This window comes from endosymbiont of unidentified scaly snail isolate Monju (genome assembly GCF_000801295.1).
Classification (GTDB): Bacteria; Pseudomonadota; Gammaproteobacteria; order Chromatiales; family Chromatiaceae; genus MONJU.
The window spans coordinates 985,802-1,011,265 of sequence record NZ_AP012978.1; the positions used below are offsets into that span (position 1 = coordinate 985,802).

Annotated in this window: 19 protein-coding genes, 2 pseudogenes and 1 other annotated feature; of the genes and pseudogenes, 13 read left to right on the plus strand and 8 right to left on the minus strand. The window is 64.3% G+C overall.

The features are described 5' to 3' along the window. Nucleotides 1–720, minus strand: a pseudogene (cydB, locus tag EBS_RS04660) (cytochrome d ubiquinol oxidase subunit II); the annotation flags it as partial. Between the two features lie 11 nt (nucleotides 721–731). Beyond that, nucleotides 732–2,327: a cytochrome ubiquinol oxidase subunit I gene (locus EBS_RS04665; protein WP_043107586.1), complete on the minus strand. Its 1,596-nt coding sequence runs from the start codon at nucleotides 2,325–2,327 to the stop codon at nucleotides 732–734. Between the two features lie 662 nt (nucleotides 2,328–2,989). On the opposite strand from EBS_RS04665, the gene EBS_RS04670 reads away from it, so the two are divergent. The 8 genes from EBS_RS04670 to EBS_RS04705 all read left to right on the plus strand — a co-directional run bounded on the left by EBS_RS04670 (nucleotide 2,990) and on the right by EBS_RS04705 (nucleotide 12,875). Continuing rightward, nucleotides 2,990–4,876 (plus strand): ATP-binding cassette domain-containing protein, encoded by a 1,887-nt coding sequence (locus tag EBS_RS04670; RefSeq protein ID WP_043107587.1) that lies wholly within the window; start codon nucleotides 2,990–2,992, stop codon nucleotides 4,874–4,876. A gap of 265 nt (nucleotides 4,877–5,141) precedes the next feature. After that, nucleotides 5,142–6,056 (plus strand): hypothetical protein, encoded by a 915-nt coding sequence (locus EBS_RS04675; protein ID WP_043107588.1) that lies wholly within the window; start codon nucleotides 5,142–5,144, stop codon nucleotides 6,054–6,056. A 133-nt stretch (nucleotides 6,057–6,189) separates the two neighbouring features. Next, complete coding sequence (locus tag EBS_RS04680; RefSeq protein WP_043107589.1) at nucleotides 6,190–6,771, plus strand: hypothetical protein; 582 nt, start codon at nucleotides 6,190–6,192, stop codon at nucleotides 6,769–6,771. Between the two features lie 15 nt (nucleotides 6,772–6,786). Then, nucleotides 6,787–7,341 (plus strand): hypothetical protein, encoded by a 555-nt coding sequence (locus EBS_RS04685; RefSeq protein WP_052199306.1) that lies wholly within the window; start codon nucleotides 6,787–6,789, stop codon nucleotides 7,339–7,341. 55 nt (nucleotides 7,342–7,396) lie between these two features. Beyond that, entirely contained in the window at nucleotides 7,397–7,852 is a 456-nt protein-coding gene (locus EBS_RS04690) for a hypothetical protein (RefSeq protein ID WP_148307664.1), read from the plus strand. A gap of 197 nt (nucleotides 7,853–8,049) precedes the next feature. Continuing rightward, nucleotides 8,050–10,956, plus strand: coding sequence for a sulfite dehydrogenase subunit SoeA (gene soeA, locus EBS_RS04695; protein WP_043107591.1), 2,907 nt, complete (start codon nucleotides 8,050–8,052; stop codon nucleotides 10,954–10,956). 22 nt (nucleotides 10,957–10,978) lie between these two features. Continuing rightward, a complete protein-coding gene (gene soeB, locus EBS_RS04700) occupies nucleotides 10,979–11,701 on the plus strand; it encodes a sulfite dehydrogenase subunit SoeB (RefSeq protein WP_043107592.1) in 723 nt (240 codons plus the stop codon). 181 nt (nucleotides 11,702–11,882) lie between these two features. Further along, nucleotides 11,883–12,875, plus strand: a complete 993-nt coding sequence (locus EBS_RS04705) for a dimethyl sulfoxide reductase anchor subunit family protein (RefSeq protein ID WP_043107593.1) — start codon at nucleotides 11,883–11,885, stop codon at nucleotides 12,873–12,875. Here EBS_RS04705 and EBS_RS04710 read toward each other — a convergent pair. After that, a complete protein-coding gene (locus EBS_RS04710; RefSeq protein ID WP_171816185.1) occupies nucleotides 12,857–14,095 on the minus strand; it encodes a diguanylate cyclase domain-containing protein in 1,239 nt (412 codons plus the stop codon). The two genes, EBS_RS04705 and EBS_RS04710, sit on opposite strands and share 19 nt — an antisense overlap. Nucleotides 14,096–14,223: 128 nt before the next feature. Here EBS_RS04710 and EBS_RS13510 point away from each other — a divergent pair. Together EBS_RS13510 and trhP are read left to right on the plus strand one after the other, a co-directional pair. Continuing rightward, a pseudogene (locus EBS_RS13510) lies at nucleotides 14,224–15,432 on the plus strand (IS3 family transposase). Continuing rightward, nucleotides 14,491–14,607, plus strand: a sequence feature (AL1L pseudoknot). Its footprint overlaps the pseudogene before it by 117 nt. 157 nt (nucleotides 15,433–15,589) lie before the next feature. Next, nucleotides 15,590–16,918 carry a prephenate-dependent tRNA uridine(34) hydroxylase TrhP gene (gene trhP / locus EBS_RS04725; RefSeq protein WP_043107595.1) on the plus strand — a complete coding sequence of 443 codons (1,329 nt, stop codon included), beginning with the start codon at nucleotides 15,590–15,592 and terminating at the stop codon, nucleotides 16,916–16,918. Between the two features lie 194 nt (nucleotides 16,919–17,112). Here the strand turns inward: trhP and EBS_RS04730 are convergent, their stop codons facing one another. Beyond that, nucleotides 17,113–18,120: a DUF3549 family protein gene (locus EBS_RS04730; protein WP_043107596.1), complete on the minus strand. Its 1,008-nt coding sequence runs from the start codon at nucleotides 18,118–18,120 to the stop codon at nucleotides 17,113–17,115. Continuing rightward, nucleotides 18,117–18,560 carry a YcgN family cysteine cluster protein gene (locus EBS_RS04735; protein ID WP_043107597.1) on the minus strand — a complete coding sequence of 148 codons (444 nt, stop codon included), beginning with the start codon at nucleotides 18,558–18,560 and terminating at the stop codon, nucleotides 18,117–18,119. Before EBS_RS04735 ends, EBS_RS04730 begins: the two co-directional genes overlap by 4 nt. A 345-nt stretch (nucleotides 18,561–18,905) precedes the next feature. Between EBS_RS04735 and xerD the strand changes: the two genes are divergently transcribed. From xerD to EBS_RS04750, 3 genes are all read left to right on the plus strand, one after another. Then, nucleotides 18,906–19,814, plus strand: coding sequence for a site-specific tyrosine recombinase XerD (gene xerD, locus EBS_RS04740; RefSeq protein ID WP_043107598.1), 909 nt, complete (start codon nucleotides 18,906–18,908; stop codon nucleotides 19,812–19,814). Nucleotides 19,815–19,921: 107 nt separating this feature from the next. Continuing rightward, nucleotides 19,922–20,641, plus strand: a complete 720-nt coding sequence (locus EBS_RS04745) for a DsbC family protein (RefSeq protein WP_043107599.1) — start codon at nucleotides 19,922–19,924, stop codon at nucleotides 20,639–20,641. Between the two features lie 39 nt (nucleotides 20,642–20,680). Further along, nucleotides 20,681–21,433 (plus strand): PP2C family protein-serine/threonine phosphatase, encoded by a 753-nt coding sequence (locus tag EBS_RS04750; RefSeq protein WP_052199307.1) that lies wholly within the window; start codon nucleotides 20,681–20,683, stop codon nucleotides 21,431–21,433. A gap of 30 nt (nucleotides 21,434–21,463) precedes the next feature. On the opposite strand, the gene fdxA is transcribed toward EBS_RS04750, so the two are convergent. The 3 genes from fdxA to EBS_RS04765 form a co-directional block, all read right to left on the minus strand. Further along, nucleotides 21,464–21,787, minus strand: coding sequence for a ferredoxin FdxA (fdxA, locus tag EBS_RS04755; protein ID WP_043107600.1), 324 nt, complete (start codon nucleotides 21,785–21,787; stop codon nucleotides 21,464–21,466). 125 nt (nucleotides 21,788–21,912) lie between these two features. Beyond that, nucleotides 21,913–22,359 carry a hemerythrin domain-containing protein gene (locus EBS_RS04760; RefSeq protein WP_081999821.1) on the minus strand — a complete coding sequence of 149 codons (447 nt, stop codon included), beginning with the start codon at nucleotides 22,357–22,359 and terminating at the stop codon, nucleotides 21,913–21,915. Nucleotides 22,360–22,495: 136 nt separating this feature from the next. Continuing rightward, a complete protein-coding gene (locus EBS_RS04765) occupies nucleotides 22,496–25,318 on the minus strand; it encodes a valine--tRNA ligase (RefSeq protein ID WP_043107601.1) in 2,823 nt (940 codons plus the stop codon). Between the last annotated feature and the right edge of the window lie 146 nt (nucleotides 25,319–25,464).

Here is a 25,464-nt window from a genome sequence, read left to right on the forward strand (position 1 = left end):
GGCGAGACGGTCGTCGGACCAGGCGAGCAGGGCGCGCAGCAGCGCGAGGGGGAGCAGGGCGGCCAGCAGCGGGGCCAGGACCCCCAGCCCTGCCCCGGCGATCTGCACCGCGCGCGCCGCGCGTTCGGCGATGACCGGCTCGGTGCGCAGTTGCAGGAAGGTGGCGCCGTGCAGTACGAACATGCTCAGGGCCACCACCCCGGCGAGCAGGGCGAAGGGGTTGAGCAGGCCGAAGAAGCTGCCCTCGTACCAGGGGCGCATGATGTCGTCGTAGTGGAAGGGCACGCCCTGCAGCAGGTTGCCGAAGGCGATGCCGAACACCAGCGGGGGCACCGCGCTGCCCCCCATCAGTGCCCAGTCCCAGCTGCTGCGCCACTGGCTGGCGTCGAGCTTGGAGCGGTAGTCGAAGCCGACCGGGCGCAGGAACAGGGCGAACAGCACCAGCAGCATGGCGAAGTAGAAGCCCGAGAAGGCCGCGGCATAGACCGCCGGCCAGGCCGCGAACAGGGCGCCGCCGGCGGTGATGAACCAGACCTGGTTGCCGTCCCAGTGCGGTCCCACGGTGTTGATGATCACCCGACGCTCGGCGTCGGTCTTGCCGAGGAAGGGCAGCAGGGCGCCGACGCCCATGTCCATGCCGTCCATCACGGCGAAGCCGACCAGCAGCACGCCGATCAGCAGCCACCAGACGAATTTCAGGGTTTCGTAGTCGAGCAGCATGATCGGTCTCCTCAGTCTTTCACGGGGGCGGCGGGGGCGTTGGCCAGGTCGGGCGTGCCGCCACGTTCGAAGTGATAACGGCCGGTATGCAGCGAGCTGGGTCCCAGCCTCGCGAACTTGAACATCAGGTAGAACTCGATGATCGCCAGTACCGTGTAGAAGGCGATGAAGCCGCCCAGGCTGATCATCAGGTCCTCCTTGGTGAGGCTGGAGGTGGCCAGGAAGGTGGGCAGGATCTCGCCGATGGCCCAGGGCTGGCGGCCGTACTCGGCGACGAACCAGCCGGTCTCGATGGCGATCCAGGGCAGGGGAATACCGTACAGGAAGGCGCGCAGCAGCCAGCGTTGGCGTTCCAGACGACGCCGAGCCATCAGCACGAAGCCGGTGACGAACAGGAACAGCATGGCGAAGCCGCTGAACACCATCATGCGGAAGGTCCAGAACAGCAGGGTCACGTCGGGGATGGTGCCGCGCGCGGCTTTCGCGATCTCTTCGTCGGTGGCGTCCACGACGTTCGGCGTGAACTGCTTGAGCAGCAGGGCATAGCCGAGATCCTTCTTGTACATGTCGAACAGGGCGCGGTCTTCCTCGTCGGCGGTACCGTTGCGGATCGCGGTCATGGCGCGGTAGGCGATGATGCCGGCGCGGATGCGGTGCTCCGCCAGCCGGATGAGATCGCGGATGCCGGGCACCTCCTCGTCGAGCGAGCGGGTGGCGATGATGCCCATCAGCCAGGGGATCTTGACCGCGTGCTCGGTCTCCATGGTCTCGTCATTGGGCCAGCCGAACAGGGTGAAGGCAGCGGGAGGTTCCTCGGTGTGCCACTCGGCCTCGATGGCGGCCAGCTTCACCTTCTGTACGTCGCCGACCTCGTAGCCCGACTCGTCGCCGAGCACGGTCACCGAGAGAATGGAGGCCAGGCCGAAGCCCAGGGCGACTGCCATGGAACGGCGTGCGAAGCCCAGGTCACGCCGCTTGAGCAGGTAGTAGGCGGAGATGCCCGCCACGAACATGGAGGCCGCGACATAGCCGGCCGAGACGGTATGGATGAACTTGACCTGCGCCACCGGGTTGAAGAACACCTCGGCGAAGCTGGTCATCTCCATGCGCATGGTGTCGATGTTGAACTCGGCGCCAACCGGGTTCTGCATCCAGCCGTTGGCGATCAGGATCCACAGGGCCGACAGGTTGGTGCCCAGTGCGGTGAGGAAGGTCACCACCAGATGCTGGCGCTTGCTCAGGCGGTCCCAGCCCAGGAAGAACATGCCCACGAAGGTGGATTCGAGGAAGAAGGCCATCAGGCCCTCGATCGCCAGCGGCGCGCCGAACACGTCGCCCACGTAGTGCGAGTAGTAGGCCCAGTTGGTGCCGAACTCGAACTCCATGGTCAGGCCGGTGGTCACGCCGAGGGCGAAGTTGATGCCGAACAGCTTGCCCCAGAAGCGCGTCATGTCCTTGTAGATTGGCTTGCCGGTCATCACGTAGACCGACTCCATGATCACCAGGATCCAGGTCAAGCCCAGGGTGAGCGGGACGAAGATGAAGTGGTACAGGGCGGTGATGGCGAACTGCCAGCGTGAGAGTTCGACGAAATCCGGGTCCATCATGGTCGATATCCTCGGGTACGGATGGATGGGATGGAGAACGGGTGTCGGTTCAGCGATGTCGCGCAATACTTTATGTCGCTTTGCCGATTATGGCATTGACCTGGCCTAATGCCCGCAGGCCGATGTCTGGATGAGTATTAGGGGAAAACCCTTAATGCTTGGGATTTTCAGGGTTGTTTGCCGGGATGTCACCGTGCCGGGCGGCGTTGGGGTCTCTTTTGCCGCGTCAAAATCTGTCGCCTGCGGCTTACTCCTCCCTGGAGGAATCTCGTTCATAGTGGGTGCTGAGGCAACGACAATATGGGAGCCTCGCGCCGATGAGCATCCTGTCGTCTGATGTCCTGCTGCCGGCCTTGGCGGTACCGGCCGGCCCTTCTATGTCACCTACCTGAAGGCGCGCGGGCCCCACAAGTCGGACTTTCGTCTCACCTTCGTTACCCTGCCCCTGCTGGTGCTGGCGGCCGCTACGGAGCCGGATGGTGATCTGCTTCGCTATCTTGGTAGCTGGCCCGGGGTGCTGCTGCCGGTCGCGCTGGCGTTGCCATTGCTCGCCACGGCCCGCCTGGGCATCCGCTGGGGCGGCGACGCCTGAGCCAAAGAAGGCTGCCGGAGGGTGGCGGATGTGCGAATATGGCGCCCGGTTTCGAGCGTGACCTTCCCTCATGGCCCTGCTGTCTTTGCGTGACATCCACCTGTCCTTTGCCCATCCTCCGCTGCTCGATGGTGTCTCGCTGTCGATCGAGGATGGCGAGCGCATCTGCCTGATCGGCCGCAACGGCGAGGGCAAATCGACCTTGCTGCGCATCATCGCCGGCGAGCTGGCACCCGACGAGGGCGAGCGCGTCCTGCGCCGGGGAGCGCGAGTGGCGCGGCTCGAGCAGGCCGTGCCCGAAGACCTGGCGGGCACGGTGTTCGAGGTGGTGGCCGATGGCCTGGGTGAGATCGCCGCCCTGGTCAAGGACTACCATGCGGCGGGTGCGGCCCTGGGCGAGACGGCCGATGAGCGCGCGCTGGCGCGCCTGGCGCAGGCCCAGCAGGCACTGGAGCAGGCCGGGGGCTGGCAGGTGCAGCAGCGGGTCGAGACGATCCTCTCGCGCATGGGCCTGGATGGCGAGGTGGATTTCGCCTCCCTTTCTGGCGGCATGAAGCGGCGCGTGTTGCTGGCGCGTGCGCTGGCGGGTGATCCCGATCTGCTGCTGCTCGACGAGCCGACCAACCACCTCGACATCGAGGCCATCGCCTGGCTGGAGGAATTCCTGCTTGGCTGGCGTGGCGCCCTGGTCTTCATCACCCATGACCGGGGTTTCCTGCGGCGCCTGGCTACACGCATCGTGGAACTGGACCGGGGCGGCCTGCGCGACTTTCCCGGCGACTACGACACCTACCTGCGGCGTCGCGAGGCACTGGACCGTGCCGAGGCAAGGGAACGCGCGCGCCAGGAACGCCTGCTGGCGCAGGAGGAAGCCTGGATTCGTCAGGGCATCAAGGCGCGCCGTACCCGCAACGAGGGCCGGGTGCGGCGCCTGCAGGCCTTGCGCGAGGAGGCGAGGGCGCGGCGTGCGCGCCAGGGCACGGCGCGGATCGCGCTCAACAGCGCCGAGCGTTCCGGACGCCTGGTGTGCGAGCTGGAAGACGTGGACTATGCCTGGGATGGTCGGCCAGTGATCCGCGGCTTCAGCACGACCATCCTGCGCGGCGACCGGGTGGGCATCATCGGTCCCAACGGTTGCGGCAAGAGCACCCTGCTCAACCTGATGTTGGGTCGCCTGCAACCCGACTGCGGGCAGATACGCCTGGGTACCCGCCTGGAGGTCGCCTATTTCGACCAGTTGCGTGAGCAGCTCGACCTGGACCGTACGGTCCAGGACAACGTCGCCGGTGGCAGCGACAAGGTGGTGGTCAACGGGCGCGAGCAGCACGTGATCTCCTACCTCGCCGATTTCCTGTTCCCGCCAGCGCGGGCGCGCCAGCCGGTGCGCGCCCTCTCGGGTGGCGAGCGCAATCGCCTGTTGCTGGCGCGCCTGTTCACCCGTCCCTTCAATCTGCTGGTGATGGACGAGCCGACCAACGATCTCGACCTGGAGACCCTGGAGCTGCTCGAGGAACGTCTGCTGGACTTCGACGGCACCCTGCTGCTGGTGAGCCACGACCGGGACTTTCTCGACAACGTGGTGACCAGCACCCTGGTGTTCGAGGGCGAGGGGCGGATCGGCGAATACGTGGGGGGCTACAGCGACTGGCAGCAGCAGCGACCCGCGCCGTCGTCAACGGAGGGAGAAAAGGAGCGGGCTGCGCCTGCCCGGGAGGCGAAACGTGAGCGTGCCGAGCGTCCGCGCAAGCGCAGCTACAAGGAGCAGCGCGAACTCGATGCCCTGCCGGAGCGCATCGAGCAGCTCGAGGCCGAGCTGGCCGAGGTGCAGCAACAGCTGTCCGACCCGGCGGTTTACGAGCAGCAGGGTGCCGACGGACTCGCCGGGCTGGGTGAGCGCCTGAAGGCGCTGGAAGAGGCCCTCGAGGCGGCCTATGCCCGCTGGGAAGAACTCGAATAAGGGCGCTCTCCGGAATTTGGAGTCAGAGCAAGAATTCAAATGCCTGCTCTGACCCCAGGACACGAATCAGGAAGTTCCTCCCCCGCTGGCAAGGGGATGGGAGGGGTAGGAAGGACGTACTTTTCCCGGGATCCCCCAGGTGGTAATAGCGCACACCGAGGTTGTCGGGGCCGTCACGGGTTTGCGCGGGAGCGCCTGCTAGAGTCTGGAGAGACCCGGCCGGGCCGGGGTTCAAGTCATCACTACGACATGGAGAATCGATCACATGCGACGCAAGCTGTTCTGGCTCGCCTTTACCCTGTTTCTCGCTTCCTGCGGCACCCCGCCCAAGGCACCGGCGCCCAAACCGGCTCCTCCGCCTCCTCCGCCGCGAAAGCCGCCGGTGGACACGGTGCTCGAGCAGCTGGAGCGCGACCTGCCGCCCGAGCGTGACTTGGTGCGTGAGCCCTATCGTTACGATCGCGCAATCAGCATGGGACGGGTACCGGGCATCAAGCTCTATACCTATACGCCGGGGCGGCAGGAAAAGGTGGTCGGTTTCGCCCTGGTGAACAAGGGTTCGCCGTGGGTCAACCCGCGTGGCCTCGAGGGCACGGGGGCACGTCGGGAATTCCTCTTCCAGTATCCCGACCGGGCGCGCGAGGAGATCTTCCTGTCGGTGCTGGACGACGTGCGCATCAGCAAGCGTTACAGCCACGACAACATGTTCCGTGAGCTGCATTTCTTCCCGCGCCGCCAGTTGCCTTCGTTGGTGCGCGAGGGCGATCGCCTGCGCGTGCATCTGCCGACCGGCGAATCGGTGGTGTTCGATGCGGCGACTGCGGAGATCGTCGATGGCGTGCTCGAGGAACAGCCCATCGATTTCAACCGCAACCGCCACGCGCGCCACAACCCGCGCATCCGCTACCGTGGCGAGGGCCTGGTCATCACGGTGGCGCAGCGAGGGGAAGCGCCCCGCCGGGCCCGGGTGTGGGGCCGCAAGAAACTGGCGGAGATCCGTTATCCCTCGCGCTATCGCAAGCGCTGCCGCCTGTCGCCTGCTCTATTGTGGGACCAGCGGCCCAAGCCGGGAGACACCGATCCACGTCTGACCTGGAAGCTCAAGTCGGACGATGCCCTCTTCGACCTGGTGGAGAAGCGTTGCGGCTGGGACCTCTCGGCATTGCGCGAGGGAAGCTGACCGGGGGATGGCCGGTGGCGCAGGCTCCGGCCATTTGACCCCTGCCGATGCTTGGGTGAATATCCTCGTGACGACGGGCGTGCCCGCGGTGGGGCGCGCCTCGGTACCACGATCATCCAGGAATCGGCCATCCATGGCATCCGAACTGCCCGAGCCAAAGGCCAGTGCCGACGAGAGCGTGCTCCAGGCCCAGTACCTGCGGGCTCTCAGCTCCTTCGAAGGCATCATGCTGGCGCAGATCGAGATGAAGACCCAGCTGAGCAACCGGCTCAACTGGACCATCCGTGCCGGGCTCATCCTGCTTGGCGGCATCGCCACTTCCATCCTGGTGCTGCTGCTCACCCTGTCCTCGCAGATCAACCGCATGTCCGACATGGTGGTAGCCATGAACTCGCATTTCGAGTCGGTCACCACGCGCATGGACAACATCACCCAGGTCATGGGTTCCATGGAGAAACAGGTGGCCCTGATGGGGCAGGTCGGTGAGGCGACGGCGAAGATGGACGAGGAGATGGCCGCGATGCAGGGCTACATGCAGCACATGCGAGGAGACGTGGCCGGGGTGCAGCGCGAATTGTCGGCGGTCAAGGACGAGATGGCCGGCATCGCCGCCACCATCCACAGCATGAACGGCGAGGTGGGTGTCATGGGGCGCGAGATGCACCGCCTGTCCAAGCCGGCGCGGACGTTCAACCGCATGTTCCCTTTCCCCTGAGCAGGTCGTCGCCCCATGGACATGCCACCGCCGGAACTCGATCCCCGCCGTCCCATCGTCGAGGTGATGGCCCGCATCGGACGCGAGACCCAGATCACCCTCGACGAGCGCGAGCATCACTTCCGCATCACCGACACGGTGATCGTGGTGATTTCCATCCTGTTGATCGTGCTCGCGGTATTCAACCTCTACTACGTTCGGGTGCTGTACAAGGATCTGGACCGCATTGTCGGCAACATGGAGTCCATGGTGACCCGACTGGATCAGGTGGATCGCGACATGGGTCTGGTAGCCGGGCACGTGGCGGCCTTCCAGGCGCACATGCAGCAGATGACGCCGATCACCGGGCACGTGGTGCAGGTGACAGACCGTTTGCCGGGCATGCGCGAGGACATGTCACTGATGGCCGAGAGCATGCGCCTGATCAACCAGGACATGGCCCAGCTGCGACAGGCTGTCGGCACCATCACGCCCAACATGATGCAGATGACCGGCAACATCGCGCGCATGCGCCAGGACGTGCGCCGTATCGCCGATCCTATGGGCACCTTCAACCCGATATTGCCCTGACTTCAGAAAACGCCTGCTGCGGCCGATAGACGGGGCAGAGCCCTGGAGGTCGCCCATGCCTGTTGTCGTCCGTTTTCTTCCGCTGTTGTTCGCCCTGGGCTGGCTGATGCCCTCGAGCCGGCCGGTACAGGCTGCCGGTGCCGCCTGCGTGATGGCCAAGTTCCAGGGGCAGACCCTCGACTACGAGCTGGCGATCACCCGTGGCCATGTCTCCGAGGCCCAGGATCAGGCCATCGAACGCCTGCGCAAGAAGGGTTATGCCGACTACTACAAGCACCTGGACATCATCCGCCCCCAGAACCTCACCAATCTCGAACATGCCTACGTGATCGTGATCCGCAGCGATTTCAAGGATCGCCGGGGCAAGAAACGTTCGGTGGTCGGTTGCGGCTTCAGCGCTCGCTCCTGGGACGACGCCCTCTGGGATGCCCTGCGCGATGCCCAGTCCTACTTCTGGGGCTGGAAGCCCGATCGGGACGGCTATCGGGTGATCCGCAAGCTGCGTTACTGAGGTGCGGTACCCGATCCGAAAAAACCCTGAAAACTCCGGGACAGCTTTCGGTTCAGTGAGTTGCGTCGCATTTGCGGCACCGCAGAGCTATCGGGGTTTGCTTATTAGAGATCACGAATATTATGATGTTCGCTTTGGGCGTTTGTTGCGCCCCCGGTAAAACCGTTCCGAGATTCCTTCAACCAGGGCCTACCCGAATGCTGGATCCGACAGAATACAAAGAGAGTGAGACTGGTCGCATCGAGGTCAAGAACACCACCTGCTACATGTGTGCCTGCCGTTGCGGCATCCGCGTCACCTTGCGTGACGGCGAAGTGCGCCATATCGAGGGCAACCCCGAGCATCCGCTCAACAAGGGGGTGATCTGCGCCAAGGGCGCCTCGGGCATCATGAAGCAGTACTCGCCGGCGCGCCTGACCCGGCCGTTGCTGCGGCGCAAGGGCGCCGAGCGGGGCGAGGCGGATTTCGAGCCCATCTCCTGGGACCGCGCCTTCGAGATCATGGAAGAGCGCCTGTCCCACCTGCGCGAGACCGACCCGAGCAAGTTTGCCATTTTTACCGGTCGTGACCAGATGCAGGCGTTGACCGGCCTGTTCGCCAAGCAGTTCGGTACGCCCAACTACGCGGCGCACGGTGGTTTCTGCTCGGTCAACATGGCCGCGGGCATGATCTATACCATCGGCGGCTCCTTCTGGGAGTTCGGCGGTCCGGACCTCGACCGCGCCAAGCTGTTCGTGATGATCGGTACCGCCGAGGACCATCACTCCAACCCGCTGAAGATCGCCATCTCCAAGTTCAAGCGGCGCGGCGGGCGCTTCATCTCCATCAACCCGGTGCGCACCGGCTACTCGGCGATCGCCGACGAGTGGGTGCCCATTCGCCCGGGGGCCGACGGCGCCCTGTTCCTGGCCATCATCCACGAGTTGATCGCCCAGGGCCTGTACGATCGCGAGTTCCTCATCAACTACACCAATGCCGCCGAGCTGATCAACCTGGACGAGGCCTCGGACGACTACGGCATGTTCATCCGCAGTGACCGCCCGGTGGAAGACGGGTGTTTCGATCCCCAGAACAAGCTGTGGTGGGACCGCATCACCAACCGCCCGGTGGACGTGCGCAGCGAGGGCGCCGACCCCTTCCTGCTCGGCGAGTACGAGATCGACGGCAAGCCGGTGAAGACCGCTTTCCAGCTGCTCAAGGAGCGGGTGGACGAGTACAGCCCCGAATGGGCCGAGGGCATCACCGGCATCCCGGCCGACACCATCCGCCGCCTGGCGCACGAGATGGGCGTGACCGCGCGTGACCAGAAGATCGAGCTGCCCATCCAGTGGACCGATGTCTGGGGCAAGGAACACCAGAGCGTGAAGGGCGGTCCGGTCGCCTTCCACGCCATGCGCGGCCTGGCAGCGCACTCCAACGGCTTCCAGACCATCCGCGCCATGAGCGTGCTGATGACCATGCTCAATACCATCGACACCCCGGGAGGTTTCCGCCACAAGGCGCCCTTCCCGCGGCCCATCCCGCCGTGCCCCAAGCCGCCGAAGAGCCGCGAGGACGTACAGCCCAACACCCCGCTCAACGGCATGCCGCTGGGTTGGCCGGCCGACCCCAACGACCTCTTCGTGGACGAGGACGGCGAGCCGCTGCGCATCGACAAGGCCTTCTCCTGGGAGTGCCCCCTGTCGGTGCACGGCCTGATGCACAACGTCATCACCAATGCCTGGCGCGGTGATCCCTACAAGATCGACACCCTGCTGCTGTTCATGGCCAACATGGCCTGGAATTCGTCGATGAACACTGCGAATGTGCGCGAGATGCTCACCGACAAGGACGAGAACGGCGAGTACAAGATCCCCTTCCTGATCGTGTGCGACGCCTTCCATTCCGAGACGGTGGCCTTCGCCGACCTGGTGCTGCCGGACACCACCTACCTGGAGCGGCACGACGCCATGTCCATGCTCGACCGGCCGATCTCCGAGTTCGACGGGCCGGTCGATTCGGTGCGTATCCCGGTGGTGCCGCCGAAGGGCGAGTGCAAGCCCTTCCAGGACGTGCTGGTGGAGCTGGGTTCGCGGCTCAAGCTGCCGGCGTTCGTCAACGAGGACGGCAGCCGCAAGTTCCGCGACTACCCGGACTTCATCGTCAACTTCGAGACCTCGCCCGGTTCCGGCATCGGCTTCCTTGCCGGCTGGCGCGGCAAGGGCGGCGAGAAGTTCCTCAAGGGTGAGCCCAACCCGCGTCAGTGGGAGATGTACGCCAAGAACAACTGCGTCTTCCACTACGAGCTGCCCAAGTCGTACCAGTACATGCGCAACTGGAACAAGGGTTACCTGGAGTGGGCACGGGCGCATGGCATGACCCGCTATGCCGAGCCGATCAACGTCCACATCTACTCCGAGGTGTTGCAGAAGTTCCGCCTGGCGGCACAGGGCAGGCGCCCGGGCAGGCAGCCGCCGGAGCGGCTGCGGCAGCGCATCATCACCTTCATGGACCCGCTGCCTTTCTATCATGAGACCCTGGAGGCCAGCCTGGTCGATACCCAGGAGTTCCCGCTCAATGCGGTGACTCAGCGCCCGATGGCCATGTATCACTCCTGGGACAGCCAGAATGCCTGGCTGCGGCAGATCCATACCCACAACTATCTGTATGTCAGCCCGAAGCTGGGTGAGGCCCAGGGCTTCGAGGACGGTGACTGGGTGTGGGTCGAGTCGCCCCACGGCAAGGTGCGCTGCATGGTGCGCTTCTCCGAGTCGGTCGAGCCGGGCACGGTCTGGACCTGGAATGCCATCGGCAAGGCCGCTGGTGCCTGGGGGCTCTCGCCGAAGGCCAACGAATCGCAGAAAGGCTTCCTGCTCAACCACGTGATCAGCGAGGAACTGCCGCCCTGCGAGTCCGGCGAGCATATCTCCAACTCCGACCCGATTACCGGCCAGGCCGCCTGGTACGACGTGCGGGTGAAGGTCTACAAGGCCTCCGAGTCCGAGCCCAAGCGTACCTTCCCGCAGTTCAAGCCGCAGCGCCGAGTGCCGGGCATGGATCCCAAGCGCGGCCGCTGGCAGGCCTATTTCGCGGGCATGTTCCGTAAGAAGACCGGCATCAACTGAGCCTGGCGGGAGAGAGAAAGACATGACACAACTGGCTTTGGTCATCGACCTGAACGTTTGCGTGGGCTGCCACGCCTGCGTGACCTCGTGCAAGGAGTGGAATACCTCCGGCTGGGCGGGGCCCATGGTGGATCAGCGTCCCTATGACGCCGACTCCACCGGCACCTTTTTCAACCGGGTACAGACCTTCGAGGTGGGGGAGTATCCGAACACCGAGACGGTGCACTTCCCCAAGAGCTGCCTGCACTGCGAAGAACCGCCCTGCGTGCCCGTCTGTCCCACCGGCGCTTCGTACAAGCGCAAGGACAACGGCGTGGTGCTGGTCGACTATGACAAGTGCATCGGCTGCAAGTATTGCTCCTGGGCCTGCCCCTACGGCGTGCGCGAACTCGACGAGATGCAGAAGGTGATGAAGAAATGCACCCTGTGCATCGATCGCATCACCGACGAGAGCAAACCCGAGTCCGAGCGCAAGCCGGCCTGCGTGCTCGCCTGCCCGACCAGCGCGCGCCTGTTCGGCGACGTGCACGACCCCGACTCCGAGGCCTCGGTGGCGATCCGCGAGCGCGGCGGTTACCAGCTGATGCCCGAGTGGGGCACCCAACCGGCCAACCACTATCTGCCGCGGCGCAAGACCCGCATCCAGATCTTCGAAGACGAACTGGAGCGTGTGGACAACCCGCTGGACAAGGAGCACCCGCTGCCGGCGGCATCGGGCGAGACGCTCGACGACGTGACCTTCTGATTGCTTCTGATTGGGTTGTTCACCACAGAGGACACAGAGAGCACAGAGTCTTCCTGGAACCAAGGTAAATGCCATTGGCGCAAGGGAAGGCATCCGGGTGATGCAAATGCAAACATTTCATTCTCCGTGTCCTCTGTGATCTCTGTGGTGAAATAAAGAAACCAACCGAGGAACAGCAAAAATGCATCCCGCTTTTTCCGTGATCTTTCTGACCACCCTGATCGGTGCGGCCCAGGGCATGTTCATGGCTCTGGTCACTGGTCAGGTGTATTCCATGGCCAATCTGCTCGAGCCGCAGGATTCAGTCACCTTCTATGCGGCGGGCAGCCTGATCGCCCTGCTGCTGCTTGGTGGCGGCCTGGTGGCCGCGGTGTTCCACCTGGGCAAGCCGAGCTATTTCATCACCCGCGCCTGGCGTGGTGTCACCCAGTGGCGCACCTCCTGGCTGTCGCGCGAGCTGATCGCCCTGCCGGCCTTCATGTTCCTGGTGTTCCTCTACGGGGTGGTGCATTACATGGGCTGGACCGACACCCTGTTCACCATCAAGGGCGTGATCCCGGTCGATCTCAGCCTGATCATCGGTACCCTGGGCGTGCTGATGGCGATCACGCTGTTCATCTCCACCGCCATGATCTATGCCAGCCTGCGCTTCCTGCAGGAATGGCACTCGCCGCTGACGGTGGTGAACTTCATCCTCTTCGGCATGGCCTCGGGCTTTACCCTCACCGCAGCCTTCTCGGCCTGGACTGGGGTGGATCTGGTGGGCTTCTACGGCACCTGGGCGGTGCTGTTCACCATCATGGCCTTTGTCACCCGCTTCTGGTCGATGCTGCGCAACCAGCGCATCAAGCACAAGAGCGACATGCGCTCGGCACTGGGCATCCGTCACACGAAGATCACCCAGCGCTCGATGGGCTTCATGGGCGGTTCCTTCAACACCAAGGAATACTTCCACGGCAAGAGCGGTGCCTTCGTAGAGGCGGTGCGCCTGTTCTTCCTGGTGATGGTATTCGCGGTGCCGGTGGCGCTGCTCGCGGCCAGCAATGCGCTTGAGTCCAGGTGTCTTCCGGCGCTGGCCTTCCTTGCCCAGTACATCGGTCTGCTGGCCGAGCGCTGGTATTTCTTCGCCGAGGCCAAGCACCCGCAGAACCTGTACTACCAAACAGTGGGGTGAGCAGGCCAGTGCTGGGGGGATTCAGGTCCCCTTGCTGCCATTGATGACGTGCAGGCTCGGGTCGCGGGGGTGATGCTCGATGCGATTCCCGCCGGCCTGCTTGGCGCGATACATGGCGGCATCGGCCTGGCGCAGCAGTGTCTCCATGTCATTGGTCGCGCCCCTATCCAGGCAACGCCGATGCTGACTCTCGGGGCGAAGGTCTTGCCGCACAATTCCAGTGGCTGCTGGATGGCCTCCAGGACGCGCTGGGCGATGGCATCGGCGTGCATCTCCCCCGGTGTCCCCAGGTAGAGCACCACGAATTCGTCGCCACCGATGCGGGCGGCTTCGAAGCGCTCCAGCGTCAGCAGCTCGGTATGCCGAGATACGGTGGTGATTCGTTTGGCAACGATACGTAACAGGCGGTCTCCAGCCTCGTGTCCGAGGGTGTCGTTGACTTCCTTGAAGTTGTCGATGTCGATCAGGACCAGGGACAGTTCAAGCCCGTTGTTTTGCGCCTGTTGCAACAGGCGGTCAGCATATTCGTCGAACCGCCGGCGATTCGAAAGCTTGGTAAGCGGGTCCTGGTAGGCGAAACGCAACAGGCGGGAATTGATTTCCTTGACGTTGCGCAGCAGGCGACGGTTTTCGGCATTGCGTACCAGGTTGTCCCGAAGCACCAAGGCATAACGTAAGCCACTGGCCAGGATCAGGCCGGCATAGATGATGGCCACCACGGTGAAGGCCAGGTTGTTGCCCGGTGCCAGGAAGACGCCCCATGACACCAGGGACACGAAGATTGGCAGCGCAAAGGCCAGAAAGGTTGGTGGATGGACAGCATTGCTCGGTAGCGAGGCCGGGGGCAGGCACACCAGCGTGGTGATCATCATCAGTTGCACGGCCACCGGCATGTTCGGGTCGTGGAAGAGCATCAGCGAACCCCAGCAGGAACCACCGGCAAGGGCCCCAAGGGCATAGCGCCTTGCCGAGTGCAGGGGATGTTCATCGAAATGCTGCAGTTCGTGCCAGGCAAGAAACAGGCGAGCAAAGTTGATGACACTGAATCCCAGTATCCACAGGGTTATCTGCTCGAACGCGACGTGTTCCAGCAGGATTGCATACGTCAACAGAGCGACGAGATGCGACGCCACCAGGGTGCGTGGTGCGCCCTGCAGGAGTTCTGCCGTGACTGCCGTTTGCGTGGCGATGGGTCTGAGAACAGGAGCCCTCCTGGACACTTTTTCCTCCTGAAATCCTTTTTTATGGGGCCCTGCAGATACCCTCTCTCCCGACAATCGGATGGGAATTACACTATTGAACCGCCCCGGGTTTCCCGGAGACTCCATTTCTTGAGAGGATAGAGTCTATGGATACGAGCAAGAGATATTCCCCTGAGGTCCGGGAACGGGCGGTTCGCATGGTGTTTGATCATCAGGGCGAGCATGATTCCCAATGGGCGGCGATGACCTCCATCGCGGCCAAGATCGGCTGTACTGCGCAAATGGGTGAGACAGGCCGAGCGTGATCAAGGACTGCGTGAGGGTCTGACGACGTCGGAGCGCGAGCGGCTCAAGGCCTTGGAACGGGAGAACCGGGAGCTGAGGCGGGCCAACGAGATTCTGAAGACGGCGTCGGCTTTTTTTGCCCAGGCGGAGCTCGACCGCAAACTGAAGAGATGATCGCGTACATCGACGATCACAGGGATCGTTACGGGGTCGAGCCGATCTGCGCGGTGCTGCCGATCGCCCCGTCCACCTACTATGAGCACAAGGCCCGTGAGGCCGATCCACAGCGACTGCCGCGGCGATTGCAGCGGGATCGCGCCCTGTCAGACGAGATTCGACGGATCTGGGAAGAGAACTTCCAGGTGTACGGTGCCAGGAAGGTATGGCGGCAGCTCAACCGGGAAGGCATCGAGGTAGCCCGCTGCACGGTGGAACGTCTGATGCGTGTCATGGGGTTGCGGGGTGTGGTGTGAGGCCGCCGTTGCCGGACAACGATCGGCGACACGACGGCGGAACGACCACTGGACCGGGTGAAGCGGCAGTTTACTGCCACCCGCCCGAATCAGTTGTGGGTGGCGGACATTACCTACGTGGCGACTTGGACAGGGTTTGTCTATGTGGCGTTTGTCGTGGACGTCTATGCCCGACGGATCGTGGGCTGGCGTGTCTCCCGGTCGCTGAAGACCGACCTGGTGCTGGATGCGCTGGAGCAGGCGCTATGGTCGCGCCAGGACACAGAGGGCCTGGTGCACCACAGTGACCGAGGCTGTCAGTACCTGTCGGTGCGCTACACGGAGCGCCTGGCCGGGGCCGGCATTGATGCCTCGGTCGGTAGCCGAGGGGACTCCTATGACAACGCTCTGGCAGAGACGATCAACGGTCTGTACAAGGCCGAGGTTATCTACCGGCGAGGCCCCTGGAAGCATAGGGAGGCGGTCGAATATGCCACTTTGGAGTGGGTGGACTGGTTCAACCACCGGCGGCTGCTGGAGCCTATTGGCAACGTGCCACCGGCGGAGTTGGAAGCGGCGTATTATCGCCAACAGAAAGAGTCTGCCAAGGCGGCCTGACTCAAACAAAACAGTCTCCGGAATATCCGGGGCGGTTCACTATCTCTCTATCTGATTGATCCGGGTAGAATTGGTGGCTATCTGTCGTGTATGGGATACACCTTCGTTTTTGAGCCTAGCACAGCCCGTCAAAACGCCAGCCCTCGGAAGGAAAATCATGCGAACACCAGAACTGCTTTCCCCAGCTGGCACCCTGCGCAACCTGCGTTATGCCTTTGCCTATGGGGCGGACGCCGTCTATGCCGGCATGCCGCGCTACAGCCTGCGGGTACGCAACAACGATTTTGACGAGACCAATTTGCGGATCGGCATCGAGGAAGCACACCGGTTGGGCCGGCAGTTCTTCGTTGCCGCCAACGTGATGCCGCACGGGGCCAAGTTGCAGACCTTTCTCGACGACATGGCACCGGTGGTCGCGATGGGGCCGGATGCGTTGATCATGGCCGATCCGGGGCTGATCCTGCTGGTGCGCGAGCGCTGGCCTGAGACGCCCATCCACCTGTCGGTGCAGGCCAACACCGTCAATGCCGCAGGGGTTCGTTTCTGGCAACAGGCCGGGGTGAGCCGGGTGATTCTCTCTCGTGAGTTGTCGCTCGACGAGATCGCCGCCATCCGCGAGGCCTGTCCTGACGTGGAGCTGGAGGTCTTCGTGCACGGTGCCCTGTGCATCGCCTACTCGGGGCGCTGCCTGCTCTCGGGCTATTTCAACCACCGCGACGCCAACCAGGGCACCTGCACCAACGCCTGCCGCTGGGACTACCGTATCGGCCGCGAGGCCTTCGAGGCGAGCCAGGACACGGCCATCCCCTCGGTGCCGCTGTCCGAGGTGAAACGCCATCCGGCGGCCGACGCCGTCTACTACCTGGAAGAAGGCCGTAGGCCCGGTGAGCTGATGCCCATCTTCGAGGACGAACACGGCACCTACATCATGAACTCGCGCGACCTGCGCGCCGTCGAGCACGTGCAGCGGCTGGTCGAGATCGGCATCGACTGCCTGAAGATCGAGGGCCGCACCAAGTCGCACTACTACACCGCGCGCACCACCCAGGTCTATCGCCGCGCCATCGATGACGCCGTGGCCGGGCGGCCCTTCGATCCGGCCTTGCTCGCCGAGCTGGAGCACCTGGCCAACCGCGGCTACACCGACGGTTTCTTCCAGCGTCATGAGACCCACGAACTGCAGGAATACCGCGAAGGTGCCTCGCGTGCGCGCAAGTCGCAGTTCGTCGCCGAGATCGCCGGTTTCGACGCGGACACCGGCCTGGCCGAACTGGCGGTGAAGAACAAGTTCCGGACCGGTGATGAAATGGAACTGGTCACCCCCGCGGGCAATCACCGCTTCCGGCTCGAGGCGCTCTACGACCAGCGGGGCGACCGGCTCGAGGAAGCGCCGGGCGGCGGCTGGACGGTGCGCGCGCCCCTGCCGGTCGCTGCCGACGAGACAGCCTTTCTCACCCGCCTGTTCCCGGCGGAAGGGGCGGGTTGACCACGAAGGGCACAAAGATCGTCTGGGCAGGAGGCCCTTCCCCGGGCCGAACCGTTCGCGGCGGGGACGCCGCTCCTGCCTGTAGGAGGTCCGTCGCCGGGCTGAACCGTTTGCGGCGGGGACGCCGCCCCCACGGGCAGGAGGCCCGCCTCGTTGAAAACCGTCGTGTTCTTCGCGCCCTTTGTGGTTTTCCCCTAACCCAGCGCCTCGAAGGCCTTTTTCAGGCGCTCCGAGGCGTCGGGTGAGCGCAGCACACCGAGCAAGGGCTCGCGCATGCCCGGCAGGCGCAGCAGGTCGCCGACACAATGCGCGAACACGCCGGTGGGCACGGCTTCGTCGGCCAGCCTCTCCAGCCAGGCCCGGGCGGTGTCCGGGTCGTCCAGGGCTTCCCAGGCACGGCCGCCGATGGCTGCCAGCACCTCGGGGTCGGAGGATTGCGGACGCGCCAGGACCTCGCGGATGGCCGTCCGCAGCGGTTCTCGTGCGCCACGCGAGAGGCCGCGCAGCAGGGCAGCGAACAGGACAGGCGAGGTGAAGGGGGCGTCCAGGGCAAGACGCAGGCGCGCGTGCAGGGCCTGGTCGAGCCCGGGGCCGGGCACATGGTGCTCCAGGCACTGGCAGAGGGCGATCAGTGGCTCGGGCGGCAGGTGCGGAATGGCGCGGGCAAGCAGCCCGTCGTCGTCCTTATGCTGACGTGCCGCGATGTCCGCCAGCCCCTGAAAGCCGACAAAGCTCCATTGATCCCAGCCCAGTCGCCCCGCCAGGTAGTCGTGGGCATGGGCATGGTATTGCGAGGGGGGCAGGCCCAGAGCCTGGTGAACCTGGGCATGCAGGTTGGCCATCTTGTCCTCGCGCGGGGCGAAGGCCAGGGGGTTTTCGCGCAGTGCTTCGCCCAGTGTCTGCGGGTCGGGACCTTCGCTGGCGATCTCGGCGAAACGCCCCAGCAGGTAATCCCGGGTGGCCTGCACCAGCAGGCCCTGTTCGTCCAGGTCGAAACACAGGAACCAGATCAGGGGTTCCCGGTCGTCGCCAGGCGTCAGTACCAGGGCCAGCCAGGCCTTCTGCTGCATGGGGGTGGGCCAGGGACGATCGGCATGCTCGAAGGCCAGGAAGTCTTCGCGCGTGACCGGTGCCACCCGGCGTCCCAGGTCGTAGAAGCGCAGGGTGGCGCCGGTATTCTCGAGAAATTCCGTGAGTGTCATTTCAGCCAGTCCACCAGGTGGTTCTCCAGGGCGTCGGCCTCGTCCTCGCAAACGGTGCGGTCGCATACTCGCTGCCCGGCGGATACCACCGAGTCGGGGTCACCACTCACCAGCGGGTGCCAGCTGGGCAGCGGTTTGCCCTCGGCCAGCAGCCGGTAGGCGCAGGACCGGGGCAGCCAGCCGGGGGAGCGCAAGGTGTCGAGCGTGATGGTGATGCAGTCGGAGGCCCGGGTCGAGCGGTTCGCATAGTCGGTGCAGCGCCCGGTCGCGGTATCCAGCAGGCGACAGTGGACATTGGTGAAGTGGATCTCTCCGGTATCTGCGTCCTCCAGCCGGTAGAGGCAGCAGCGGGCGCAGCCGTCGCACAGGGCCTCCCACTCCTCGCGGGTCATTTCCGCCAGCGTCTTGTGGCGCCAGAAATTGGGGTCGGGTCGCGTCATGGCGGGGCATTGTACGCGGTCGGGAGGGGGGGTGCTGGTTGTATTAGCGATTATTTATACACAGGCCCCGTCCGGGCTTCCAACAAAGAAATATTTGCATATCCTGTTGTATCCAGTTTCTCATGAAGTTCATATAAGTTATTGTATATACGTGATAAAACGCCATTGTTCAAAAAATTGCCAATCTGACAGGGGGTATGAAGCCATGCGGCCCATGCTGCGACTTCAGCAGCTTTTTCACAGAGTTATCCACAGCGGATGTGGAAAAGGGGAGGCCTGAACGAGGCTCGGGGGAAGTGGCGAGGAGCTACTGTGCAAGTGTGCCGGATCGGGCACAATGACCGCATGCGTGTTGCTGTCCCCTCCTCGGAACAACGCCTGATCGAACGTTTTGCCGATGCCCTGTGGATGGAGCGCGGGCTGTCGGACAACACCCTGGCCGGCTATCGAACGGACCTGCAGGATCTGGCCGCCTGGCTGGCCGGGGAGGGGAGTGACCTGCTGCGCGCGTCGCGCGCGGAACTGCAGGCCTACCTGGCCTCGCTGGTACAGCGGGGGCTGAAGGTGCGGACCAGCGCGCGGCGTCTGTCCGGCCTGCGCCAGTTCTATCGCTGGGCTGCCCGCGAAGGCTTGACTGCCGAGGACCCCACGGCGCTGATCGAGATGCCACGGCAGGGGCACCCCCTCCCGCATTCGCTCACGGAATCCCAGGTCGAGGCCTTGCTCCAGGCCCCTGATCTCGACAGCCCCGAGGGGGTGCGCGACCGCTGCATGCTGGAATTGCTGTATGCCACGGGTCTGCGGGTGAGCGAGCTGGTCGGGTTGCGCGCCGAGCAGATCGGCCTGGCCCAGGGGGTGGTGCGGGTGGTGGGCAAGGGCAACAAGGAGCGCCTGGTGCCCATGGGCGACGAGGCCGCGGACTGGGTGCGCCGTTTCGCTGCCGGTGCTCGCCGCGAGCTCCTGGGCGAGCGGGCCTGCGAGGCCTTTTTCCCGACCCGCAGGGGGGCGGGGATGACACGCCAGGCCTTCTGGTATCGCATCAAGCAACATGCCCGACAGGCTGGCATCACCACGCCCCTGTCACCCCATACCCTGCGTCACGCCTTTGCCACCCACCTGTTGAACCATGGGGCCGATCTGCGTGTCGTACAGTTGTTGCTCGGACACAGTTCGCTCTCGACGACCCAGATCTACACCCATGTCGCGCGCGAGCGGCTGCAGCGTCTGTATGAGCAGCATCATCCCAGGGCCTGACGACAGGGCAGGCGGTCCCGACACGAGGGTGAATGGACCGGCGCGGCATCTGTTGGTAGCCTTGAATCGTTTTGGCGCACCCAATTTCTTCCCGAGAGATCCGACACATGAACAGATTGTTTTCGATGCTGGTGTGGTCCCTGCTGACCACCAGTCTGCTGGTCGGCCATGCCCAGGCCGCGACCGATGGTGCCGAGAAGGTGCGCGCCTCGCTGGCCGTGCTGATCCCGCACCTGAAGGTAGACTCGGTTACCCCCAGCCCCATCCCTGGCCTGTACGAGGTGACCTTCGGCAACCATATCGTCTATGTCACCGAAGACGGCAAGTACCTGGTGCAAGGGCGCATCACCAACCTGGAGACGCGTGAACCGATCACGGAGCTGCGGGAGCGGGCGCTCAAGAAGGCGCTGCTCGATCGTCTCGACGAGAAGGACATGATCGTCTACGGCGACGAGGACCTGCCGTACACGGTCACGGTCTTCACCGATATCGATTGCCCCTACTGCCGCAAGCTGCACAGCCAGGTGGACCAGTACAACAAGGAAGGGATCCGTATCCGCTACCTTGCCTACCCGCGTGCCGGTCCCGGCAGCTCTTCCGAGAAGAAGGCCGAGGCCGTGTGGTGTGCAGAGGATCGCAAGCAGGCGATGACCCTGGCCAAGTCGGGCGGCAAGGTGCCGTATCGCAAGTGCGACAACCCGGTGCGCGAGCAGTATCGCCTGGGCCAGGACCTGGGTATCACGGGCACGCCGGCGCTGGTCCTGGACGATGGCGAGATCATCCCGGGTTATGTGCCGCCGAAGCAGCTGCGGGCGGCCCTGGACTAGCGCAAGGCGGCCATGGGCGGAAACAACTGAAATCCCGAGATGGCGGTACACCCCCTGGAATGCGCGCACCTCACGCACGTGGGGCTCGTGCGGCAGCACAACGAGGACTATCTGGCCTGCTTCCCCGACCAGGGCATCCTGGTGCTGGGTGACGGCATGGGCGGCCACCGGGCAGGGGAGATCGCCTCGCGCATCGCCATGGAGGCAGCGGCCGAGGCCCTGCTGCCGGCGCAGGAGGAAGATGCCGCCGACGATCTCGAGAGCCTGTTGCGCATCGGCCGTGCCGCCGAGGTGGCCAATCGCGCGGTGTTCGCGGCGGTGGATCGCGACCCTGGCCTGCGCGGTATGGGTACTACCCTGGTGGCCGCCATGTTCCGTGAGCGGCACGTCTATTTCTCGCACGTCGGTGATTCGCGCCTGTACCGGCTGCGTGACGGCTACCTGCGTTGCCTGACCCGCGATCATTCCCTGGTGCAGGAGGTGCTGGACAACGGCCTGTTCGCGAACCGTGCCGAGGTCCATGCCGCCGGTATTCGCGACAACATCCTGACCCGCTGCATCGGGCTGGACCCCGACATGGAGGTGGACGTGGGGGATGCCGAACTGCAACAGGGTGATATCTACCTGGCATGCAGTGACGGGCTGTGTGGCCGGGTCAGCGACGAGACCCTGCGTCACGTGATGCTGTCTCACCCCGACCTGGAGGGTATGGCGCGTGAGTTGATGGACGTGGCGCTGGCTGCCGGCGGGCAGGACAACATCAGCATCATCCTGGCGCGGCCGCAGCTCTGAATCGTGGCGGGGTGTGATTCCGGCCGGGGGTCAGCGTTCCAGTAATGGCAACTTGTTCGGCGTGCCGTTCCACTCGTCGGCGTCGGGTGGTGGGTCCTTCTTCTGGCTGATCACCGGCCACTCGGCAGCCAGCTCGGCGTTCAGCGCCAGGAACTGTTCCTGGTCCGGTGGCAGATCGTCATCGGAGACGATGGCCTCGGCCGGGCATTCGGGTTCGCACAGGGCGCAGTCGATGCACTCGTCGGGGTCGATCACCAGGAAGTTTGGCCCTTCGCGAAAGCAGTCCACCGGACAGACTTCGACACAGTCGGTGTATTTGCACTTGATGCAGTTTTCGAGGACGACAAAGGTCATGGCGTTCTCCTTGCTTGTTACCGACTATAGCTCAATATGGTGTCCTTCGAGGGCATGTCGAGAGCAGGGTTGTGCACCAGCATCAATAGTCGGTGGGCCAGGCAACGCCCGGTGACTGGGAAAGCCTATTCCAATGCGTTCGATGCTTCGGTCGTCTCCGGATGACCGGTGTGCCGCATGTGCATCGCCAGGGCGTTGTCCATGGTGGCGGCGTGCTGCTCGAACCAGGCCGGCAACTGCTCGACCAGTTGTCGGGCGGGAGCCAATTCTCCGCCACGCGCGCGGCGCAAGGTCTCTTCCATGGCTTCCAGTACCCGCTGGTGCTCACCGCGGTGGATCATGATCGGCGGAAAGCCGCACTCTTCCATCCAGCGGTTCTCGCGTTCGAAATGCTCGTGGGTATGGGCGACCAGTTCCTGCAGTGCGCTGGCCAGTTCTTCATCGGGTGCGCGCAGTGCACGGTCAACCCGCTCGACGAATTCTCGATGCACCGCGTCCATGGTGGCGATGCCTTTCTCGAGCTTTGAATCCCATTCATAGACCATCGCGGCGTTCTCCATTGGTTCAGGCATTCCCGCGCAAGCGCTCCCGGAGACCCAATGCCAGCAGTCTCACGGCGAACCAGAGAAAACCGGGAAGCTGCCGCAGCAGCCCCCCTTGATGTCGCTTGCCGCTACAGGGCAGGGAGATGCACATCGTTCAGGTGTTCTACAGACTCCTTATCTTGTCCAATTGTGTCGCCAGTTGTTCGAGTGCGCCTTGAGATTTGTCAAGCCGGTCGCGCTCCTTCTGCACCACCGCAGCGGGCGCCTTGTCCACGAAGTTGGGATTCTCCAGCTTCTTGCGCACCCGCGCGATGTCGGCCTCGAGCTTGCCGATCTCCTTTTCGAGGCGTGTGATCTCGGCCTCCTTGTCGATCAGGCCGGCCAGCGGGATCAGGATCTTCATCTCGCCGACCAGGGCGATGGCCGACTCGGGTTCCCTGCTGTCTTTCTCCAGCACCTCGATGGACTCCGGCCGGGCCAGGGCGTCGAGGTACAGGCGGTGGCGGGCGAGGCGCTCGCGATCTCGTTCGCTGGCATTGGCCAGCAGGATGGGCACCGGTTTGCCCGGGGCGATGTTCATCTCGCCCTTGATGCGGCGCACGCCCAGGATGAACTGCATGACCCAGTCCATTTCGGCCTCGGCGTCACTGTCCTGCCAGCCGGCGTCGACCTGTGGCCAGGACTGGCGCATGATGGTCTCTCCCTCGGCGCCGGCCAGCGAACGCACGCGTTGCCAGATCTCCTCGGTGATGAAGGGCATCACCGGGTGGGTCAGGCGCAGCAGGGTCTCGAGTACCTGCACCAGGGTCTGGCGGGTGCCGCGACGCTGGGCCTCGGTGGTGTCGGGTGCGTTGAGCACCGCCTTGGACAGTTCCAGGTACCAGTCGCAGTACTGGTTCCAGATGAAGTCGTGCAGGGCATTGGCCATCTGGTCGAAGCGGTAGCCCTCGATGGCGGTGGTGACCTCCGTGATCACCTGCTGCAGACGGGCGCGGATCCAGCGATCGGCCGCCGAGTATTCGACCGGCTCACCACCCAGCCCGCAGTCCTGGCCCTCGGTGTTCATCAGCACGTAGCGCGCCGCGTTCCACAGCTTGTTGCAGAAGTTGCGATAGCCTTCGATGCGCCCCAGGTCGAACTTGATGTCGCGCCCGGTGGCGGCCAGCGCGGCGAAGGTGAAGCGCAGGGCGTCGGTGCCGAAGCTGGGGATACCCTCGGGAAACTCCTTGCGTGTCTGCTGCTCGATCTTTTTCGCCAGTTGCGGCTGCATCATGCCGCGGGTGCGCTTGGCGATCAGGTCCTCGAGCGAGATACCGTCGATCAGGTCGATGGGATCGAGCACGTTGCCCTTGGACTTGGACATCTTCTGACCCTGCGAGTCGCGCACCAGGCCGTGCACATAGACCTCGCGGAAGGGCACGTCATCCATGAACTTGAGCCCCATCATGATCATGCGCGCGACCCAGAAGAAGATGATGTCGAAGCCCGTGAGCAGCACACTGGTGGGGTAGAAGGTGCGCAGGCGCTCGGTGTCCTCGGGCCAGCCGAGGGTGGAGAAGGGCCACAGCGCCGAGCTGAACCAGGTGTCGAGCACGTCCTCGTCCTGGGTCAGCGGGTAGTCAGGGGCCAGCTCGTGCTTCTCGCGCACCTCGGCCTCGGAGCGGCCGACATAGACATTGCCCTCGGCGTCGTACCAGGCCGGTATGCGGTGGCCCCACCAGATCTGGCGGCTGATGCACCAGTCCTGGATGTTGCGCATCCACTCGAAGTAGGTGTTCTTCCAGTTGTCGGGCACGAAGCGGATGCGGCCCGACTCCACCGCCTCGATGGCCGGTTTCGCCAGCGGGCCGACCTTGACGTACCACTGGTCGGTGAGGAAGGGCTCGATGACCACACCGGAGCGGTCGCCGCGCGGCACCATCAGCTTGTGATCGACAACCTTCTCGAGGAGCCCGGCGGCCTCCAGGTCGGCGACGATGGCCTTGCGCGCCTCATAGCGGTCCAGGCCGATGTACTTCGCCGGGATCAGTTCACTCTCTTCGGGCAGGTTCTCGCGGATCGCCGCGTCCACGGTGAAGATGTTGATCAGGCCGCCATGGATCTGTTCGGCAATGGCCTTCTCGTCACGGTGGCGCAGCCAGACCTCGTAGTCGTTGAAGTCGTGCGCCGGGGTGATCTTCACGCAGCCGGTGCCGAACTCGGGGTCGGCATGCTCGTCGGCGACGACCGGGATCTTGCGGCCGGTCAGCGGCAGTTCCACCAGTTCGCCGATCAGGTGCTTGTAGCGCTCGTCCTCGGGGTTCACCGCCACCGCGCAGTCGCCCAGCATGGTCTCGGGGCGGGTAGTGGAAACCACCAGGTAGCCGGTACCGTTGGACAGCGGGTAGCGCATGTGCCACATGTGGCCGGCCTCTTCCTCGGAGATCACCTCCAGGTCGGAGACCGCAGTGTGCAGCTTCGGGTCCCAGTTGACCAGGCGTTTGCCGCGATAGATCAGGCCCTCCTCGTAGAGGCGCACGAAGACTTCCTTCACGGCTTCGGACAGACCCTCGTCCATGGTGAAGCGCTCGTGTGCCCAGTCCAGCGAGGAGCCCAGGCGGCGCAGCTGGCGGGTGATGGTGCCGCCGGACTCTTCCTTCCATTCCCAGATGCGCTCGATGAACTTGTCACGGCCCAGGTCGTGGCGGCTGAGACCCTCGGCCTCGAGCTGGCGTTCGACCACCATCTGGGTGGCGATGCCGGCGTGGTCGGTGCCGGGTTGCCAGAGGGTTTTGTCGCCTTTCATGCGGTGATAGCGGATCAGGGTGTCCATCACCGTGTTGTTGAAGCCGTGCCCCATGTGCAGGCTGCCGGTGACGTTCGGCGGCGGGATCATGATGCAGTAGGGCGCGCCCGGCGCATTCATGTCAGGGGCGAACCAGCCCTTGCTCTCCCAGGTTTGGTACCAGCGTTGTTCGATGACGTGCGGGTTGTAGGTATTGTCCATTGGCGTGGATTCCGGCCGATGTGCGAAAAGCCGCGATTATAGGGGATGGCTGGTGTCGACGAAGCGGAATTGTCCCCCTCCCGGCATCCCTCGCAGGCGGGGGAGGGGCGAGGAGGAGCGCATCGCCGGTTCAGAGTCGGGGTGGA

What these genes read in the sequence shown, in the direction of transcription:
- EBS_RS04760 (WP_081999821.1), bottom strand. Translation starts at nt 22,359, where the DNA reads ATGCCTGAACCAATGGAGAACGCCGCGATGGTCTATGAATGGGATTCA.
- EBS_RS04705 (WP_043107593.1), top strand. Translation starts at nt 11,883, where the DNA reads ATGCATCCCGCTTTTTCCGTGATCTTTCTGACCACCCTGATCGGTGCG.
- soeA (WP_043107591.1), top strand. Translation starts at nt 8,050, where the DNA reads ATGCTGGATCCGACAGAATACAAAGAGAGTGAGACTGGTCGCATCGAG.
- EBS_RS04670 (WP_043107587.1), top strand. Translation starts at nt 2,990, where the DNA reads ATGGCCCTGCTGTCTTTGCGTGACATCCACCTGTCCTTTGCCCATCCT.
- EBS_RS04685 (WP_052199306.1), top strand. Translation starts at nt 6,787, where the DNA reads ATGGACATGCCACCGCCGGAACTCGATCCCCGCCGTCCCATCGTCGAG.
- fdxA (WP_043107600.1), bottom strand. Translation starts at nt 21,787, where the DNA reads ATGACCTTTGTCGTCCTCGAAAACTGCATCAAGTGCAAATACACCGAC.
- EBS_RS04690 (WP_148307664.1), top strand. Translation starts at nt 7,397, where the DNA reads ATGCCTGTTGTCGTCCGTTTTCTTCCGCTGTTGTTCGCCCTGGGCTGG.
- EBS_RS04745 (WP_043107599.1), top strand. Translation starts at nt 19,922, where the DNA reads ATGAACAGATTGTTTTCGATGCTGGTGTGGTCCCTGCTGACCACCAGT.
- EBS_RS04735 (WP_043107597.1), bottom strand. Translation starts at nt 18,560, where the DNA reads ATGACGCGACCCGACCCCAATTTCTGGCGCCACAAGACGCTGGCGGAA.
- EBS_RS04665 (WP_043107586.1), bottom strand. Translation starts at nt 2,327, where the DNA reads ATGATGGACCCGGATTTCGTCGAACTCTCACGCTGGCAGTTCGCCATC.
- soeB (WP_043107592.1), top strand. Translation starts at nt 10,979, where the DNA reads ATGACACAACTGGCTTTGGTCATCGACCTGAACGTTTGCGTGGGCTGC.
- EBS_RS04680 (WP_043107589.1), top strand. Translation starts at nt 6,190, where the DNA reads ATGGCATCCGAACTGCCCGAGCCAAAGGCCAGTGCCGACGAGAGCGTG.
- EBS_RS04675 (WP_043107588.1), top strand. Translation starts at nt 5,142, where the DNA reads ATGCGACGCAAGCTGTTCTGGCTCGCCTTTACCCTGTTTCTCGCTTCC.
- EBS_RS04730 (WP_043107596.1), bottom strand. Translation starts at nt 18,120, where the DNA reads ATGACACTCACGGAATTTCTCGAGAATACCGGCGCCACCCTGCGCTTC.
- EBS_RS04765 (WP_043107601.1), bottom strand. Translation starts at nt 25,318, where the DNA reads ATGGACAATACCTACAACCCGCACGTCATCGAACAACGCTGGTACCAA.
- trhP (WP_043107595.1), top strand. Translation starts at nt 15,590, where the DNA reads ATGCGAACACCAGAACTGCTTTCCCCAGCTGGCACCCTGCGCAACCTG.
- EBS_RS04750 (WP_052199307.1), top strand. Translation starts at nt 20,681, where the DNA reads ATGGCGGTACACCCCCTGGAATGCGCGCACCTCACGCACGTGGGGCTC.
- xerD (WP_043107598.1), top strand. Translation starts at nt 18,906, where the DNA reads ATGCGTGTTGCTGTCCCCTCCTCGGAACAACGCCTGATCGAACGTTTT.